Genomic DNA, 15,611 nt, shown 5'->3' with positions numbered 1-15,611 from the left:
CCTGTGTGACGAGCAGTCCTGAACCTTCAGTGGCGTCGGGGCGCAGTCAAGGTGGATTCAGAAGCGGTTTTCAACAAGGACCAAGACATGACTAGGCGATTGGCTGCGACATTGGCAATCATCACGACCGTGCTGCTCGGAGGCTGTGGCAATGACTATGGCGTTGATCAACAGGGGCAGAAGATCGCCTCCGAGCGCCTGGATAAACAATGGCTGGTGCTCAATTACTGGGCTGAATGGTGTGGTCCGTGCCGAACCGAGATTCCCGAGCTCAACGCATTGTCCGAGCAGTTGAAGGGCAAGTCGATCGGGGTGTTCGGGGTCAATTTCGACAATGTGCAAGGCGAGGAACTGAAGAAAGCCAGTGACGCGCTGGGGATCAGGTTCACCGTACTGGCCCAGGATCCGGCCGACTATTTCGAGTTGCCGCGCAGCGAGGCGTTGCCAGTGACCTACATCATCGATGACAAGGGCAAGGTGCGTGAGCAACTGTTGGGCGAGCAGACGGCGGCGGGTGTGATAGCGAAGCTTGAAGCGCTGCAGGCGAAGAATTGAGGACCGGGTGTTTTTGCCGATTGTCGGGCCGAAATGTACCGGGTGTGCTCTAAAAGATCGCAGCCTTCGGCAGCTCCTACACCGACCGCGTACACCCGCAATTACCGAGTGAACGCCAATCTCCTGTAGGAGCTGCCGCAGGCTGCGATCTTGGCGGTTTCAGCTGTGAAGGCTATCTAAAGTACGATCAACCCTCATCCCGCCACCAGCGCAACGGCTTGCCTTCGGCCGGCCAGAAACGCACCTGCTCGATCGGCGAAATGTCCCAGCGCTGCACGGTTTCCAGCGATTGCAGGAAACGTTTTTCCTGCTCCATCAACGCCGGTGCGCACAGTTTTCGGGTGCTGCCAACCTTGCCGAAGCTGAGCTTGTCACCTTCCAGGGTGTAGGGCGCGAACCAGTGGTTGCAACCGCCAGTGCCATACGCCCGACCATCTTCACCCAGGGTGATGGTCAGGTGACTGTTGTCGATCAGCGGACGTTCGCCGATCCACTCCAGAATGTAGCTGTGTTCCTGCTGCAGCTTCACCGGTTCAGCGGCGCAGCCCAACAGGCCGGCGCCGGCCATTCCCATGAGGGCAAGGCGTTTCATCAGCTTGCCTCCTGGCATTTGCGGCACACGTGCTTCTCGTCTTTGCTTACCCAGCCCAGTTCGGCAATGCGTGCCGTGGCGGCAGGCTTTTGGGCCTTGGTGCCGAGTTTGGCGTCAACCGCGAACTCGAAGCTCAGCTCAGCTGAACAGCTGTCGCAATTGACCTTCCAAGTATGAATGGCCAGTTCACCGAACACCGGGCCACTGGCCACGGCGACCCATTGGCCAATCGGGTTGATCAGGTGACGGACTTTTTCCACGGTCAGGCGCATGGACAAGTCCTTGCTACCTTTCAAGGTGACCACCAGCACGTCGTCGTTGCGTATCGAGCCACCGTTGCCGGTGACCTGATAACGACCCGGCACCAGGGCGCGGCATTCGATCAGGGTGTGTTGCGGGCTCATCAGGGTGTAGCGGAAATCGTGTTCGACCATGGGTCCTCCAAGTATGGGCGCTATGCTAGCACGCGGACGAACCCGGCATGACCCGCCTGAGCGACCTTCGATCTGGCAGGCGATCCATGACTCAGCCTTCCACCAGATTCTGCGGAGTGCCGGCGGCCCAGGCGGCAATATTGTGCAACGTTGTCGCGGCAATCGCGGCCAGGGCCTCGCGGGTCAGGAACGCCTGGTGGGCGGTGACGATAACGTTCGGGAAGGTCAGCAGACGCGCCAGTACGTCGTCCTGCAGCGGCAGGTCGGAGCGGTCCTCGAAGAACAGCTGGGCTTCTTCCTCATACACATCCAGGCCCAGATAACCCAATTGACCGTTCTTCAGTGCGTCGATCAGCGCCGGGGTGTCCACCAGGCCGCCACGGCCGGTGTTGATCAGCATCGCGCCCGGCTGCATATGGGCCAGTGACTGTTGGTTGATCAGGTGTTTGCTGTCATTGGTCAGCGGGCAATGCAGGCTGATGATCTGCGCTTGCGCCAGCAGGTCGGGCAGACTCAGGTAGCGGGCGCCAAGCGCTTCCACCTGCGGATTGGGATACGGATCGTAAGCCAGCAGCTGACAGCCAAACCCGGCCATGATCCTGGCAAAGGTGGCGCCGATCTGCCCGGTGCCGACCACGCCGACGGTTTTGCCCACCAGATCGAAGCCGGTCAGCCCGTGCAGGCTGAAGTCGCCTTCGCGGGTACGGTTGTAGGCCCGATGCAGGCGTCGGTTCAGCGCCAGAATCAACGCCACCGCATGTTCGGCCACCGCGTGGGGCGAGTAGGCCGGAACCCGCACGATGCTCAGCCCCAGGCGTTTCGCTGCCGGCAGGTCGACATGGTTGTAGCCGGCCGAGCGCAAGGCGATCAGCCGGGTGCCGCCGGCCGCCAACTGTTCGAGCACCGCTGCGCCGAGGTCGTCATTGATGAAGGCACAGACCACTTCGTGGTGCTCGGCCAGGGCCACCGTGTCCAGGCTCAGTCGCGCCGATTGAAACTGCAATTCGATAGCGGCCGGCAGCTCGGTGCCGAGGAAGCTGTCGCGATCATAGGTCTGGCTACTGAAGAGAATCGTGCGCATGGCTTCATCCTTGTTCTGGGTGCGTTGAGCTTAACCCTTGGCGGCATCGTCAATATTGCTGTGGGTCAGGCACTGATCCGGGCTTCGCTGGCCAGGCGGTTGATGGCCCGGTCCAGCTCATCGAGGGCAGCCCAGGCCTTTTGGTCGTCCTGCTTGAGCAGGGTTTCGCTGCGCTGGCAGGCTGCACGCAGTTGCGGTACGCCGCAGTAACGGGTGGCCCCGTGCAGCCGATGGACCCGCTCGATCAGCGCGTTCTGGTCACTGGCTTCGCGGGCGATACGAATGGCTTCACGGTCGGCCTCCAGCGAGGCGAGCAACATGGCCAGCATGTCGGCCGCCAGATCGGCTTTGCCCGCCGCCAGACGCAGCCCTTCTTCATGATCGAGCACCTGCAGTTCGGCGCCATTGAGGTAGGACTCGCTGCCGCGTTCCGGTCCCTGATTGCGCAGTGCAAGCCCGGTCCATTTCAACACCACCTGGGCCAACTGGCGCTCACTGATGGGTTTGGTCAGGTAGTCGTCCATCCCGCTTTGCAGCAAGGCGCGTTTTTCATTGGCCATGGCATGGGCGGTCAGGGCCACGATCGGCAGCGGAGTGCCGTGGCGCTCGTTTTCCCACTGACGAATCATTTCGGTGCTCTGGCGTCCGTCCATGCCAGGCATTTGCACGTCCATCAGCACCATGTCAAAGGTTTCCTTTTGTACGGCCTTGACCGCGGCAAAGCCGCTCTCGACCGCAAGCACCTTGGCCCCCATGTCTTCAAGCAGGGTTTGCACCAGTAACAGGTTGGCCGGGTTGTCATCGACGCAGAGCACTCGCGGCGCACGGCTGGAGAGCGGCTCGCCGGGCTCGTTGCGCAACGGCCGGGGATTGACCAGGTCGGCCAGGGCCCGGCGCAGTTTTCGGGTGCAGGCCGGTTTGGCCTGCAATTGACTGTGGGGGTTGGGGACCGAGAGATGAAACAATGTCTGCTCAGTGGTCGGGCAGAGCACCAGCACCTTGCAACCCAAATGCTCAAGGTCCCAGATGTGCTGATTGAGGCGCTCGGGCGGCATGTCCTGAGTGGTGACACCGAGCACCGCCAGGTCGATCGCCTGGTCGGTCTGGTGAGCGCCGGTGATGCCGTTGGTCAAGGCTTCCAGGGTGTTGAACGGCGTGACTTCCAGGCCGCAGTCTTCCAGCTGATGCTGCAAGGCCTGGCGGGCCAGTTCATGGTTTTCCAGCACTGCCACCCGCCGGCCGAGCAGCGGCGCTGACGGCAGGTCTTCAGCATCGTCGCGGGCTTTGGGCAGGCTCAGGCTGATCCAGAACTCCGAGCCTTCGCCGGGCGTGCTCTCGACACCGATCTCGCCACCCATCTGTTCGATCAGCCGCTTGGAAATCACCAGCCCCAGACCGGTGCCGCCGGGTTGCCGAGACAATGAATTGTCGGCCTGGCTGAAGGCCTGAAACAGTGCGCGGACATCCTGGTTCGACAAGCCGATGCCGGTGTCCTGAATGCTGATGCGCAGTTGCACGCTGTCTTCATGCTCTTCTTCGAGCATGGCGCGGGCGACGATGGTGCCTTCGCGGGTAAATTTGATCGCGTTGCTCACCAGGTTAGTGAGGATCTGTTTGAGGCGCAGCGGGTCGCCGATCAGCGACAGCGGCGTATCGCGATAGACCAGGCTCACCAGTTCCAGCTGCTTGGCATGGGCGGCCGGGGCGAGGATGGTCAGGGTGTCCTGCAGCAGGTCACGCAGGTTGAAGGGGATGCTGTCGAGCACCAGTTTGCCGGCCTCGATTTTCGAGAAGTCGAGAATCTCGTTGATGATCCCCAGCAGGTTGTCGGCGGATTTCTCGATGGTGCCCAGGTAATCCAGCTGACGGGGCGTCAATTCGCTTTTCTGCAACAGATGGGTGAAGCCGAGAATGCCGTTGAGTGGTGTACGGATCTCATGGCTCATATTGGCCAGGAACTCGGATTTGATCCGGCTCGCTTCCAGCGCTTCCTTGCGCGCCAGGTCCAGCTCGATGTTCTGGATTTCAATGGTCTCCAGGTTCTGCCGAACGTCCTCGGTGGCCTGGTCGATGCTGTGCTGCAGTTCTTCCTGGGCGTTTTGCAGGGTGCTGGCCATGCGGTTGATCCCCGACGCCAGCTCATCCAGCTCCTGGCTGCCGAGTGCCGGCAGGCGGGTTTCGAGGTTGCCGTCCTTGAGCTGCGCGACGGCGTGTTTGATCCGGCTCAGCGGTCTGTTGATGCTCCGGCTGATACGTAGCGCCAGCAGCGCCGTGCCGGTCAGGCCCACGGCAATCAATAGCAGGCTGGCAAACAGGCTGCGATAGCCGCGCAGCAGCATACCGCTGTGGGACAGCTCGAGTTCGACCCAGCCCAACAGTCGGTTGGTTTCATCAGGGATCAGGTCGCCGGCCAGATTGCGGTGCCGGCCGAACACCGGCAGCAGGTAACGCGTTGCGTCGTTACCACTGCGTTGCAGCATGTGGCTGTTGTTACCGATCGGCGGCTGATTGAGCATGCTCGGGCCGGCATGTGCGAGTAACGAGCGGTCGGGCGCGAGAAAAGACACGGCACGAACATCCGTCTGTTCCAGGGATTGGGTCGCGATGCGTTCCAGCAACTCGGTGTCGTCACGGCCCATCGCGGGGGCCACCAGCGGCGCCAGTTGTTCGGCGATCATTTCGCCACGTTGCAGGAGCTGGGTTTGCAGGTCGGACAGCTGCATCCAGGTGAAATAGCCACCCAGCACCAAGGCCATCAGGCTGGTCGGCAGCAGGGTCAGCAATAGCACGCGGCCTTTTATTCCGAGTTTCTCAAGCACGCAACTCTCCTGCTTCCACGCTGTTTTTTCAACGACAGACAAATGACTGACGCACACGCACCACACTGCGCAGTGTAGCCATTTGCCGACAGGCATTCTTCGTAGATTAACGCCATTGTCCCTGAGCTACAGCAAGTGCCGCGCCCTTAATCCACAGGGTCGGGTTGCTCGAAGGGGAGCAATCTTGAATAATCGCCAATTGAGAATTACTTGCAGAAGCTAATGACTCCCGTATCTGTTGACTGCCCCCGTATTCTGGCGATTGAAGACGACCTCGTGTTGGGTGCTTATGTCCATGAGCACCTGGGGCGCTGTGGTTTTCAGGTGACCTGGTGCCAGAACGGCAGGGAGGGGCTGGAGATAGCCCGGCAGCAGTCCTTCGATCTGGTGCTGATGGATATTCTCCTGCCGGGCATGGATGGCCTGGCGGTGCTGACCCGATTGCGTGAAAGTCATTCGATCCCGGTGATCATGATGTCGGCATTGGGCGCGGAGGGGGACCGCATCAGTGGCTTTCGGCTGGGGGCCGACGACTACCTGCCCAAACCCTTCAGCATGGCCGAGTTGCGGGTGCGCATCGAAGCCATCCTGCGTCGGGTAGCGCTGGATCGTCGACAGGCTCCGGCGCCGCTCGGCAACAATAGCCAAAGCCTGCGCTTCGACGATGACGGGTGCGATGTCCACTACACCGGGCAATGGGCCGGTTTGACCCGCAGCGAGTACCGGTTGCTGGAGACCCTGAACCGCAATGACGATGAAGTGCTGAGCAAAGCCTTCCTTTATCAGCATGTCCTGCAGCGTGGTTACGCCCCCCATGACCGCAGCCTGGATATGCATATCAGCCAGATCCGTCGCAAGCTCAAGGCGATCGGCTACAGCGAACGTGAAGTGCGCACGGTCTGGGGCAAGGGTTATGTGCTGAGTGCAATCGATGAGATGGTCTGATCTGCCGGGCCGGCACTCGTTGTTCTGGAAGCTGGCTTTGTTGCTGGTGGCGTTCTGTCTGCTGATGATCTGGCTGAGCTGGTCCTGGGGTCGGTACATGGAGAAGAAGAATCTGTTCTTGTCCGATGAAGCGCGGATCACTCTCAGCGGTTACGCCGCCGAAGCCGAGCGGGCCTGGGTTCAAGGCCAGGATGCCGGTGTCGATGCCTGGTTGCAGGGAATGGGCGAGCGCGAACGCAACTGGGTCGGTGTTATCGGTCACGATCTGCAGTCACTCAGCAGCTACCCGCTCAATGAAGCGCAGAGCCAACGGCTGACCTTTCTGCGGGGCCTGGATTGGCCAGTGAGCCGGCGTACCCGTGGTTTGCCCTGGTTGAAAATTCCATTTCCCAACGATCCCGCCGTCGGTAGCCTGGTCATCGAACTGCCGCAGCGTTTCTTGCCCGGGCGTTACCGGGTGTTCTGGCGGGTGGTGACCAACGGGGTGATTCCCGGGTTGTTCACGCTGCTGCTGTGCGTCGGCTTGTATCGCTTGCTGGTCGTGCCCTTGAATAACTTGCGCGAACAGGCCAACGCCTGGCGCGCCGATCAACTGGGCGCACGCCTGTCGACCCAGACCACCAATCGTAAGGACGAACTGGGTGAGCTGGGCCGTGCGTTCGATCACATGTCCGAACGCCTGCAAAGTACGGTGGCGTTGCAACAACAGTTGCTGCGCGACCTGTCCCATGAGTTGCGCACCCCCTTGAGCCGTCTGCGGGTGGCCAGTGAGAGCGAGCAGGATCTGCCGCGCCTGCGCGAACGCATCGGCCGCGAAGTCGATGGTATGCAGCGCCTGGTCGAAGACACCCTGCAACTGGCCTGGCTTGATACCGAACGCGCGCCGTTGCCGGATGAGGCGATTGAGATCCAGGCACTGTGGGAAATGCTCACGGAAAATGCTTGCTATGAAAGCGCCTGGCCCAGCGACCAACTGCAATGCTCGGTGGATGCCGCGTGTTGGGTGCGCGGCAATCTGAACACCTTGGCCCAGGCTCTGGAAAACATCCTGCGCAATGCCATCCGTCATTCTCCGGCGGGTGGCATCGTGCGCCTCGACGGTCGCCGGCAAGGCGCTTATTGGCATCTGTGGCTGGAAGACCAGGGTGGCGGCGTGGCCGAGGAGGCGCTGGAGCGGATTTTCGCGCCGTTCACCCGTCTCGATGGCTCGCGTCCCGGCGACGGTGGGTTTGGTCTGGGCCTAAGCATCGCGCGCAATGCGGTGCAGCGTCAGGGCGGTAGCTTGTGGGCGGAAAATACCGGGCAGGGGTTGCGGTTGAATATGCGGTTGTTGGCGCTTTGATCAGGAGCTACTGGTTTCGTCGCCTGACAGACCGCTATCGTCGGAACGCCGCCCGGAGCAAGCTCGCGATGGCAGAGCAGTCGACCTTATCCCTTGCTTATATCTATAAGCCATAAGCACCACACTTTGCGTGATATGGACTCCCGGCGTTTGCCGGTATGATAGTCGCCCCCGCAGTCTGGATTGCGAATACGCCATGACCTTGCAGTACCCAACCATCGCCGATTGCGTCGGCAACACTCCGCTGGTCCGTTTGCAGCGCCTGCCCGGCGACACCAGCAACATTCTGCTGCTCAAACTCGAGGGTAATAACCCGGCGGGTTCGGTCAAGGACCGCCCGGCGCTGTCGATGATCACCCGTGCCGAGTTGCGCGGGCAGATCCATCCCGGCGATACGCTGATCGAAGCGACCTCGGGTAACACCGGAATCGCCCTGGCGATGGCCGCGGCGATCAAGGGCTACAAGATGATCCTGATCATGCCCGGCAACTCCAGCGCCGAGCGCAAGGCGGCGATGACCGCCTATGGCGCCGAGCTGATTCAGGTCACCCAGGAAGAGGGCATGGAAGGCGCTCGTGACCTGGCCGAGCGGATGCAGGCCGAAGGCCGCGGCAAGGTGCTCGACCAGTTCGCCAACGGTGATAACCCCGAGGCGCATTACACCGGCACCGGCCCGGAAATCTGGCGCCAGACCGAAGGCAGCATCACCCATTTCATCAGCTCCATGGGCACCACCGGCACCATCATGGGTGTTTCGCGCTACCTGAAGGAGCAGAACCCGCAGGTGCAGATCGTCGGCCTGCAACCGATGGAGGGCTCGGCCATTCCCGGCATCCGCCGCTGGCCGCAAGAATACCTGCCGAAGATCTACCAGGCCGATCGGGTCGATCGGATCGTCGACATGGCCCAAAGCGAAGCCGAGGACGTAACCCGTCGCCTGGCCCGCGAAGAGGGTATTTTCTGTGGGGTCTCCTCGGGCGGTGCGGTGGCAGCGATGCTGCGTCTGTCCCGGGAAGTCGAAAACGCGGTGATGGTCGCGATCATCTGTGACCGTGGCGACCGTTACCTGTCGACCGGCATTTTCGACGCGCCCAACTGATGGCCAAGCAAGAGAGAGGCCTGCGCTTCCAACCGACTGGCGGCAGCCGGGCCCCGGGAGTGCCCACCGGCAAAAAACAGCGCTTGACCATCGAACGACTGGCCAACGACGGCCGTGGCATCGCCTTCCTTGAAGGGCGTACCTGGTTCGTCGCCGGCGCCCTGGCCGGTGAAGAGGTCGAAGCGCGAGTCCTGGGTGCCCACGGGAAAGTCGTCGAAGCACGAACTGAACGAGTATTACTGGCCAGTGACCTGCGTCGTCCGGCACCGTGCGCCCATGCCGGACGCTGCGGCGGTTGCAGCGTGCAGCATCTGCCCCATGCCGAACAGCTTGCGCTGAAACAGCGCATGCTCGCCGAGCAGTTGTCGCGGGTTGCCGGGGTCGAGCCCGAAGAGTGGGCCGCGCCTTTGAGCGGGGCCGAGTTCGGCTACCGGCGTCGCGCCCGGGTGGCGGTACGTTGGGATGCCAAGGCGAAAAAACTCGAGGTGGGTTTTCGTTCGGCAGGCAGTCAGGACATCGTTGGCATCAACGATTGCCTGGTGCTGGTTGAGCCCTTGCAACCGATCATGAAGCGCTTGCCGGAAATGCTCCGGCGCTTGAGCAAACCTCAGGCCTTGGGGCATGTCGAATTGTTTCGGGGCTCATCCAGCGCATTTTTACTGCGGCACATGGCGCCGCTGTCTGAAGCTGATCTGAGCATCCTCAAGGAATTCTGCGCCTTCCATGAAGCCCAATTGTGGCTGCATGGCGAAGGCGGGCCGCAACCGGTCGAGCCCGATCAGCAACTGGGCTATCGTCTGGAGACCTGGGATTTGCATCTGGCCTATCGGCCGGGAGATTTCATCCAGGTCAATGCCGGGGTCAATGAGGCGATGGTTGCCCAGGCGCTGGAGTGGTTGGCGCCGAAGCCTGACGATCGGGTTCTCGATTTGTTCTGCGGGCTGGGTAACTTTGCGCTGCCGCTGGCTCGGCAGGTCAAGGACGTGGTGGCGGTGGAAGGCGTGGCGACCATGGTCGAGCGTGCCACCGAAAATGCGGCTAGCAATAATCTTCATAATGCGAAGTTTTTTCAGGCCGATTTATCCCAGCCTTTAGCCGATGCCGAATGGGCCGGCGAGGGCTTTTCTGCGGTACTCTTGGACCCACCCCGTGACGGTGCTTTCGAGGTGGTGCGCAAGCTCGCAACCCTGGGTGCCAAACGGTTGGTTTATGTGTCGTGCAACCCGGCGACTCTTGCCCGCGACACGGCTGAATTGATCAAGCAGGGCTACCGGTTAAAACGTGCCGGGATCCTCGATATGTTTCCTCAAACGGCACATGTCGAGGCCATGGCGTTATTTGAAGCGAACTAGGATGGTTCTGGTCCGACTGGCCCGCTGATGCATGACCCTCGCCAGCCCAGCGAGGGAACATTGGTAACGAAGGTCAGCGATTTTGACGCATTGAATGTGCGTCGTAGGGAAGGTAAGCAAGATGGTACAGGTGAGAGCACACCAGCCGATCAACACCGACGGCAGTATCAATCTCGAGGCATGGCTCGATCATGCGGTCAGCGTCGATCTGGCGCTGGACCGTGAAGCCTTGAAAGAAGCCTGCGAGTTCGCTCGCGAGGCCGAGCAGCAAGATAATGCGGCAAAGAACCTCTGGGCTGAGGGAATGTCGAGTTTTCGTACCGGTCTTGAGATCGCGGAAATTCTCGCCGACCTCAAGCTCGATCAGGATTCGCTGGTGGCGGCGGTGCTGTACCGCGGAGTCCGTGAAGGCCAGATCCAGCTAACGACGGTCAGCCAGCGTTTCGGCCCGGTGGTGGCCAAGCTGATCGACGGCGTGCTGCGCATGGCGGCGATCAGCGCCAGTCTGAGCCCGCGCCAGTCGTTGGTGCTGGGCAGCCAGGGCCAGGTGGAAAACCTGCGCAAGATGTTGGTGGCGATGGTCGATGACGTGCGTGTCGCGTTGATCAAACTGGCCGAGCGTACCTGCGCGATTCGTGCGGTGAAAACCGCCGATGACGAAAAGCGCAACCGGGTCGCCCGGGAAGTTTTCGACATTTACGCGCCCTTGGCTCACCGTCTCGGCATCGGGCATATCAAGTGGGAACTGGAGGACTTGTCCTTCCGTTACCTGGAGCCCGATCAGTACAAGCAGATTGCCAAGTTGCTGCACGAACGTCGCCTCGATCGCGAGCGGTTCATCAGCGATGTGATGAACCAATTGCAGAGCGAGTTGCAGGCCACCGGCGTCGATGCCGACATCAGCGGCCGGGCCAAGCACATCTATTCGATCTGGCGAAAAATGCAGCGCAAGGGTCTGGAGTTCAGCCAGATCTACGACGTGCGCGCGGTGCGGGTGCTGGTGCCGGAAATGCGCGACTGCTACACCGCGCTGGGTATCGTCCATACCTTGTGGCGGCACATCCCGAAAGAATTCGACGACTACATCGCCAACCCGAAAGAGAACGGCTACCGCTCGTTGCATACGGCGGTCATCGGTCCTGAAGGCAAGGTGCTGGAAGTACAGATTCGCACCCATGCGATGCACGAAGAGGCCGAGCTGGGTGTTTGCGCCCACTGGCGTTACAAGGGCACCGACGTCAAGGCCGGCTCCAATCACTACGAAGAGAAAATCTCCTGGCTGCGCCAGGTGCTCGAGTGGCATGAGGAGCTGGGGGACATCGGTGGTCTGGCCGAACAGCTGCGGGTCGATATCGAACCGGATCGGGTGTACATCTTCACCCCGGACGGGCATGCCATCGACTTGCCAAAAGGCGCGACTCCGCTGGACTTCGCTTACCGCGTGCACACCGAAATCGGTCACAACTGCCGTGGCGCCAAGATCAACGGGCGCATCGTTCCGCTCAACTACAGCCTGCAAACCGGTGAACAGGTCGAGATCATCACCAGCAAGCACGGCACGCCGAGTCGCGACTGGCTGAACCCGAACCTGGGTTACATCACCACCTCGCGGGCCCGGGCGAAGATCGTCCACTGGTTCAAACTACAGGCGCGTGATCAAAACGTCGCCGCCGGTAAAACCCTGCTCGAACGTGAATTGGGTCGGTTGGGCCTGCCGCAGGTCGATTTCGACAAGCTGGCCGAGAAGGCCAACATGAAAACCGCCGAGGACATGTACGCCTCCCTGGGTGCCGGCGATTTGCGCCTGGCGCAGCTGGTCAATCTGGCCCAACAACTGGTCGAGCCGGAACGTGGCAACGAACAGCTGGAACTGATCCCGCGCAAGGCCACCGGTTACAAACCCGGCAAGCGCGGCGATATCCAGATCCAGGGCGTCGGCAACCTGATGACTCAGATGGCCGGCTGTTGCCAGCCGTTGCCGGGGGATGCGATCGTCGGCTACATCACTCAGGGCCGGGGCGTCAGCATCCACCGTCAGGACTGTGCGTCGGTATTGCAATTGGGCAGTCGAGAGCCGGAGCGAATCATCCAGGTCAGTTGGGGCCCGGTGCCGGTGTTGACCTATCCGGTCGACATCATCATCCGCGCCTACGATCGTTCCGGATTGTTGCGCGACGTCTCGCAAGTGCTGCTCAACGAGCGAATCAACGTGCTGGCGGTCAACACCCGTTCGAACAAGGAAGACAATACCGCGTTGATGTCGTTGACCATCGAGATTCCGGGGCTGGATGCGTTGGGGCGGTTGTTGGGGCGTATTTCCCAATTGCCGAACATCATTGAAACACGGCGCAACAGAACGCCTTGAAGTGCGATGAAACACGGCGCAATAGAACGCCATGAAATGCGATCCCTGTAGGAGCTGCCGCAGGCTGCGATCTTTTGATCTTGATCTGCGGTGCTCCTGAAAAAAAGATCGCAGCCTACGGCAGCTCCTACGGGGGCGCGCGTTCCAACGAGAGTGATTGATGTACAACCTTGAAGACTTGCTGCACCTGATGGCCCGTCTGCGGGATCCGCAGTACGGCTGTCCGTGGGATCTCAAGCAGACTTATCAAACCATCGTGCCCCATACCCTGGAAGAGGCCTACGAGGTCGCTGATGCCATCGAGCGCGGCGACTTCGATCACCTGCAGGGCGAACTGGGCGATTTATTGTTCCAGGTGGTTTATTACAGCCAGCTGGCCCGGGAAGAAGGGCGCTTCGAATTCGACGGCGTGGTCGATAGCATCACCCGTAAATTGATTCGGCGTCATCCCCATGTGTTCCCGACCGGCGATCTGTATGCGTCGCTGGATATCCCCCGTCTGGATGAAGAACAGGTCAAACGGCGCTGGGAGGAAATCAAGGCTGAAGAACGGGCCGAGAAATCCGCGGCGCCGCAACAGCTGTCCTTGCTCGACGATGTACCCGCGGCATTGCCGGCGCTGTCCCGTTCGGCGAAGTTGCAGAAGCGCGCAGGGCAGGTCGGATTCGACTGGCCGGACGCCTTGCCGGTGCTGGACAAGGTTCGCGAAGAACTCGATGAAGTGCTCGAAGCCATGGCCGATAACGACTCGGTAGCGATTGCCGATGAAGTCGGCGACCTGCTGTTTTCCGTGGTCAATCTGGCGCGTCATCTCAAGGTTGATCCGGAAACCGCACTGCGTGGCGCCAACAGTAAGTTTGAAAGACGCTTCCGATTTATCGAACAGGCATTGCGCGATACCCACCGTCCCATAGAAGATTGCACCCTCGAAGAGTTGGACGCCTTGTGGGGCGAAGCCAAACGTCAGGAAAAGAATTTGCCCAGCTGCGGCTGAGCCGTTGCCTAAGTGAGTAAGTACATGAGCCTTTCCCTTCGCGACCAGTTGCTCAAAGCAGGGCTGGTCAACCAAAAGCAGGCCAAACAGGTCGGCAAAGAAAAACAGAAACAGCAGCGCCTGGTCCACAAAGGCCAGATTGAACAGGACGATACCCAGCAGCGACTGGCCCAGGAAGCCTTGGCCGAGAAGGTCAAGCGCGACCAGGAACTCAATCGTCAGCAACAGGAAAAGGCCGAGCACAAAGCCCGTGCCGCGCAGATCAAGCAATTGATCGAAGTGACACGCCTGCCGAAGCTGACCACCGAGGATTACTACAACTTCGTCGACGACAAAAAGGTCAAGCGGCTGTCGGTGAATACGCTGATGCGCAACAAGCTCAGCAATGGGTCGCTGGCGATCGTTCATCATGGCGGCGGTTACGAAGTGATCCCCCGTGAGGCCGCGCTGAAGATCCAGGAGCGCGATCCGCAACGCATCGTGCAGCTCAACGTGGTGACCGAAGCGCCGGATGAGGACGATCCGTACGCGGCCTATCAGATCCCCGATGATCTGATGTGGTGATGAGTTAGAAACGAAAAATCCCGCTCAAATGGCGGGATTTGTCGTATTGCGTTCTTGTCAGGAGGCGTGCCACCAGCGTCCAAATACTTTTCTTACAGCGCCTGCTCAGGAGCTGTGCTCCATATCAGCACGCCGAAAACGCTGATATTGATCAGCCACAGGAACAAAAACATTGAATGGGTCCTGATCCACGCTCTGCGATATAGCGCAATGGCGACGGCTGTCTGGACAAGCAAAAAAGACGCGCCGCCGAAAGGGATAGCCATGATATAGGTATAAGGCTCAAAGACGCCGAATTTGAAATAGATATAGAGTTCGGCCACATTGAAGGGGAATGTCAGGACGCAAGCGGTACATAAAATGACCGAGATCTGCCAATTTCTACTTGAGTCCTTCAATCTTTAACCTCTCGGCCAATTGACGTCGCCGAACTTCCCCTTGTTCGCCTGCGACCCCATAGAAGATTTTGGCTCTGGTCGAGCCCCTTGGGCTGTAGGACATTGCTGCGTTTTCTGAAGGTATTGTCTTGTTTCAGATTATTGAAGATTAGGAGAGCGTGATGACGAGATGAGGGCTGGTGAGAGGGTTGGCTTGCCCGCGAAGAGTGCACCGCGTTTTGACAGATTCACCGTGTTAAATTCTTCGCGGGCAAGTCGGATCGCCGCACCGCCACTCCACAGGGTTCTGTGTAGAATCGGCAGACGAAAAAAAGCCCCGCAATCGCGAGGCTTTTTTTGAGTCGGTGGATCAGCTGCCTTTGACAGTCTTGCCGTTGACGTCGCCGTTCAGGAGCATGATGTTGTACTCCTTGCCGTCCGTCTCGACCTGTTGCAGGCGCACCAGCAAGTAATCCCAGTCCTTGGCGAACCACATCACGGTGATGCGTTTGCTTTGAGTCGGGTCGCGTACGCGTTCGACCTTGATCGCATCGATCTGGCCGGCCTTGGTGTCGACTTTTTCCGAGCCCAGCACGCGGAAGTCGTAGGTGTCGACATCGCCGCCATCAACCACCTGGTAGCTCATGCTCTTCTTGCCCGCCGCTACGTCATGCTGGAGTGCCAGCTGATAGGTAGATTTGTCGACCATGCCACGATTCAGCGGCAATTTGACGGGGTCGCCGCGATCAGTACCGGTGACCATCTTGGTCGTCCAGTCGAAATCCAGATCGGCTTTTTTCGCCTTGCCCAGACCGCCGCGTTCGAAGTGGTAAGACTCCGGCAGCAGGGTGTCCTTGTCGAGGCGCAGGGTGCTTTCTTCGTTCAGGCTGGCGATCATCATGGAAGCCTTGAAATTCAGGGTCCATGAGCCATCGGCGTTCTTTTTCAGGCTGCGTTCAGCCGTGCCGCTCATGGGAAGTTGCTTCCAGTCGGCGGTATAGCTGGCGGAGAAAGGTTGAAGGTCTGCTGCCTGCACAACGGGCAGAGCAAACAGAGCGCAAGCGAAGAGCAGGGCACGACGCATAAAATCTC

General features: G+C 60.1%; 14 protein-coding genes. 8 read left to right on the top strand and 6 right to left on the bottom strand.

The window, feature by feature from the left end:
• Positions 1–87 precede the first annotated feature (87 nt).
• Positions 88–555, top strand: a complete 468-nt coding sequence (locus F8N85_RS20480; RefSeq protein ID WP_150805341.1) for a TlpA family protein disulfide reductase — start codon at positions 88–90, stop codon at positions 553–555.
• A gap of 187 nt (positions 556–742) precedes the next feature.
• On the opposite strand, the gene F8N85_RS20475 is transcribed toward F8N85_RS20480, so the two are convergent.
• The 4 genes from F8N85_RS20475 to F8N85_RS20460 form a co-directional block, all read right to left on the bottom strand.
• Positions 743–1,147 carry an META domain-containing protein gene (locus F8N85_RS20475; protein WP_150805340.1) on the bottom strand — a complete coding sequence of 135 codons (405 nt, stop codon included), beginning with the start codon at positions 1,145–1,147 and terminating at the stop codon, positions 743–745.
• The gene (locus tag F8N85_RS20470; protein ID WP_150805339.1) at positions 1,147–1,581 is read right to left on the bottom strand and encodes a hypothetical protein; all 435 of its coding nucleotides are present in this window, start codon (positions 1,579–1,581) and stop codon (positions 1,147–1,149) included. The genes F8N85_RS20475 and F8N85_RS20470 overlap by 1 nt, the downstream gene beginning before the upstream one ends.
• A gap of 91 nt (positions 1,582–1,672) precedes the next feature.
• Positions 1,673–2,662, bottom strand: coding sequence for a 2-hydroxyacid dehydrogenase (locus F8N85_RS20465; RefSeq protein WP_150805338.1), 990 nt, complete (start codon positions 2,660–2,662; stop codon positions 1,673–1,675).
• A 65-nt stretch (positions 2,663–2,727) separates the two neighbouring features.
• Positions 2,728–5,481: a response regulator gene (locus tag F8N85_RS20460; RefSeq protein WP_150805337.1), complete on the bottom strand. Its 2,754-nt coding sequence runs from the start codon at positions 5,479–5,481 to the stop codon at positions 2,728–2,730.
• A gap of 222 nt (positions 5,482–5,703) precedes the next feature.
• Here F8N85_RS20460 and F8N85_RS20455 point away from each other — a divergent pair, with 222 nt between their 5' ends.
• From F8N85_RS20455 to F8N85_RS20425, 7 genes are all read left to right on the top strand, one after another.
• A complete protein-coding gene (locus F8N85_RS20455) occupies positions 5,704–6,426 on the top strand; it encodes a response regulator transcription factor (protein ID WP_150805336.1) in 723 nt (240 codons plus the stop codon).
• The gene (locus tag F8N85_RS20450) at positions 6,413–7,768 is read left to right on the top strand and encodes a sensor histidine kinase (RefSeq protein ID WP_150805335.1); all 1,356 of its coding nucleotides are present in this window, start codon (positions 6,413–6,415) and stop codon (positions 7,766–7,768) included. Before F8N85_RS20455 ends, F8N85_RS20450 begins: the two co-directional genes overlap by 14 nt.
• Positions 7,769–7,964: 196 nt before the next feature.
• Positions 7,965–8,867 carry a cysteine synthase CysM gene (gene cysM, locus F8N85_RS20445; RefSeq protein WP_150805334.1) on the top strand — a complete coding sequence of 301 codons (903 nt, stop codon included), beginning with the start codon at positions 7,965–7,967 and terminating at the stop codon, positions 8,865–8,867.
• Positions 8,867–10,219 (top strand): 23S rRNA (uracil(1939)-C(5))-methyltransferase RlmD, encoded by a 1,353-nt coding sequence (gene rlmD, locus F8N85_RS20440; protein WP_150805333.1) that lies wholly within the window; start codon positions 8,867–8,869, stop codon positions 10,217–10,219. Before cysM ends, rlmD begins: the two co-directional genes overlap by 1 nt.
• A 121-nt stretch (positions 10,220–10,340) precedes the next feature.
• Positions 10,341–12,584: a GTP diphosphokinase gene (gene relA / locus F8N85_RS20435; protein ID WP_150805332.1), complete on the top strand. Its 2,244-nt coding sequence runs from the start codon at positions 10,341–10,343 to the stop codon at positions 12,582–12,584.
• A gap of 160 nt (positions 12,585–12,744) precedes the next feature.
• Entirely contained in the window at positions 12,745–13,578 is an 834-nt protein-coding gene (gene mazG, locus F8N85_RS20430; protein WP_150805331.1) for a nucleoside triphosphate pyrophosphohydrolase, read from the top strand.
• A 24-nt stretch (positions 13,579–13,602) separates the two neighbouring features.
• The gene (locus F8N85_RS20425) at positions 13,603–14,142 is read left to right on the top strand and encodes a DUF2058 domain-containing protein (RefSeq protein ID WP_150805330.1); all 540 of its coding nucleotides are present in this window, start codon (positions 13,603–13,605) and stop codon (positions 14,140–14,142) included.
• A 92-nt stretch (positions 14,143–14,234) separates the two neighbouring features.
• Here the strand turns inward: F8N85_RS20425 and F8N85_RS20420 are convergent, their stop codons facing one another.
• Together F8N85_RS20420 and F8N85_RS20415 are read right to left on the bottom strand one after the other, a co-directional pair.
• On the bottom strand, positions 14,235–14,540 hold the full coding sequence (locus F8N85_RS20420) for a hypothetical protein (protein ID WP_150805329.1): 306 nt from the start codon (positions 14,538–14,540) through the stop codon (positions 14,235–14,237).
• Positions 14,541–14,889: 349 nt separating this feature from the next.
• On the bottom strand, positions 14,890–15,603 hold the full coding sequence (locus F8N85_RS20415) for a DUF3108 domain-containing protein (protein WP_150805328.1): 714 nt from the start codon (positions 15,601–15,603) through the stop codon (positions 14,890–14,892).
• Positions 15,604–15,611: the final 8 nt, after the last annotated feature.

Source organism: Pseudomonas fluorescens (assembly GCF_902497875.1).
GTDB lineage: Bacteria > Pseudomonadota > Gammaproteobacteria > Pseudomonadales > Pseudomonadaceae > Aquipseudomonas > Aquipseudomonas fluorescens_BR.
The sequence above is the reverse complement of the archived record's forward strand: the minus strand, read 5'-3'. Positions and strand labels throughout refer to the sequence as shown.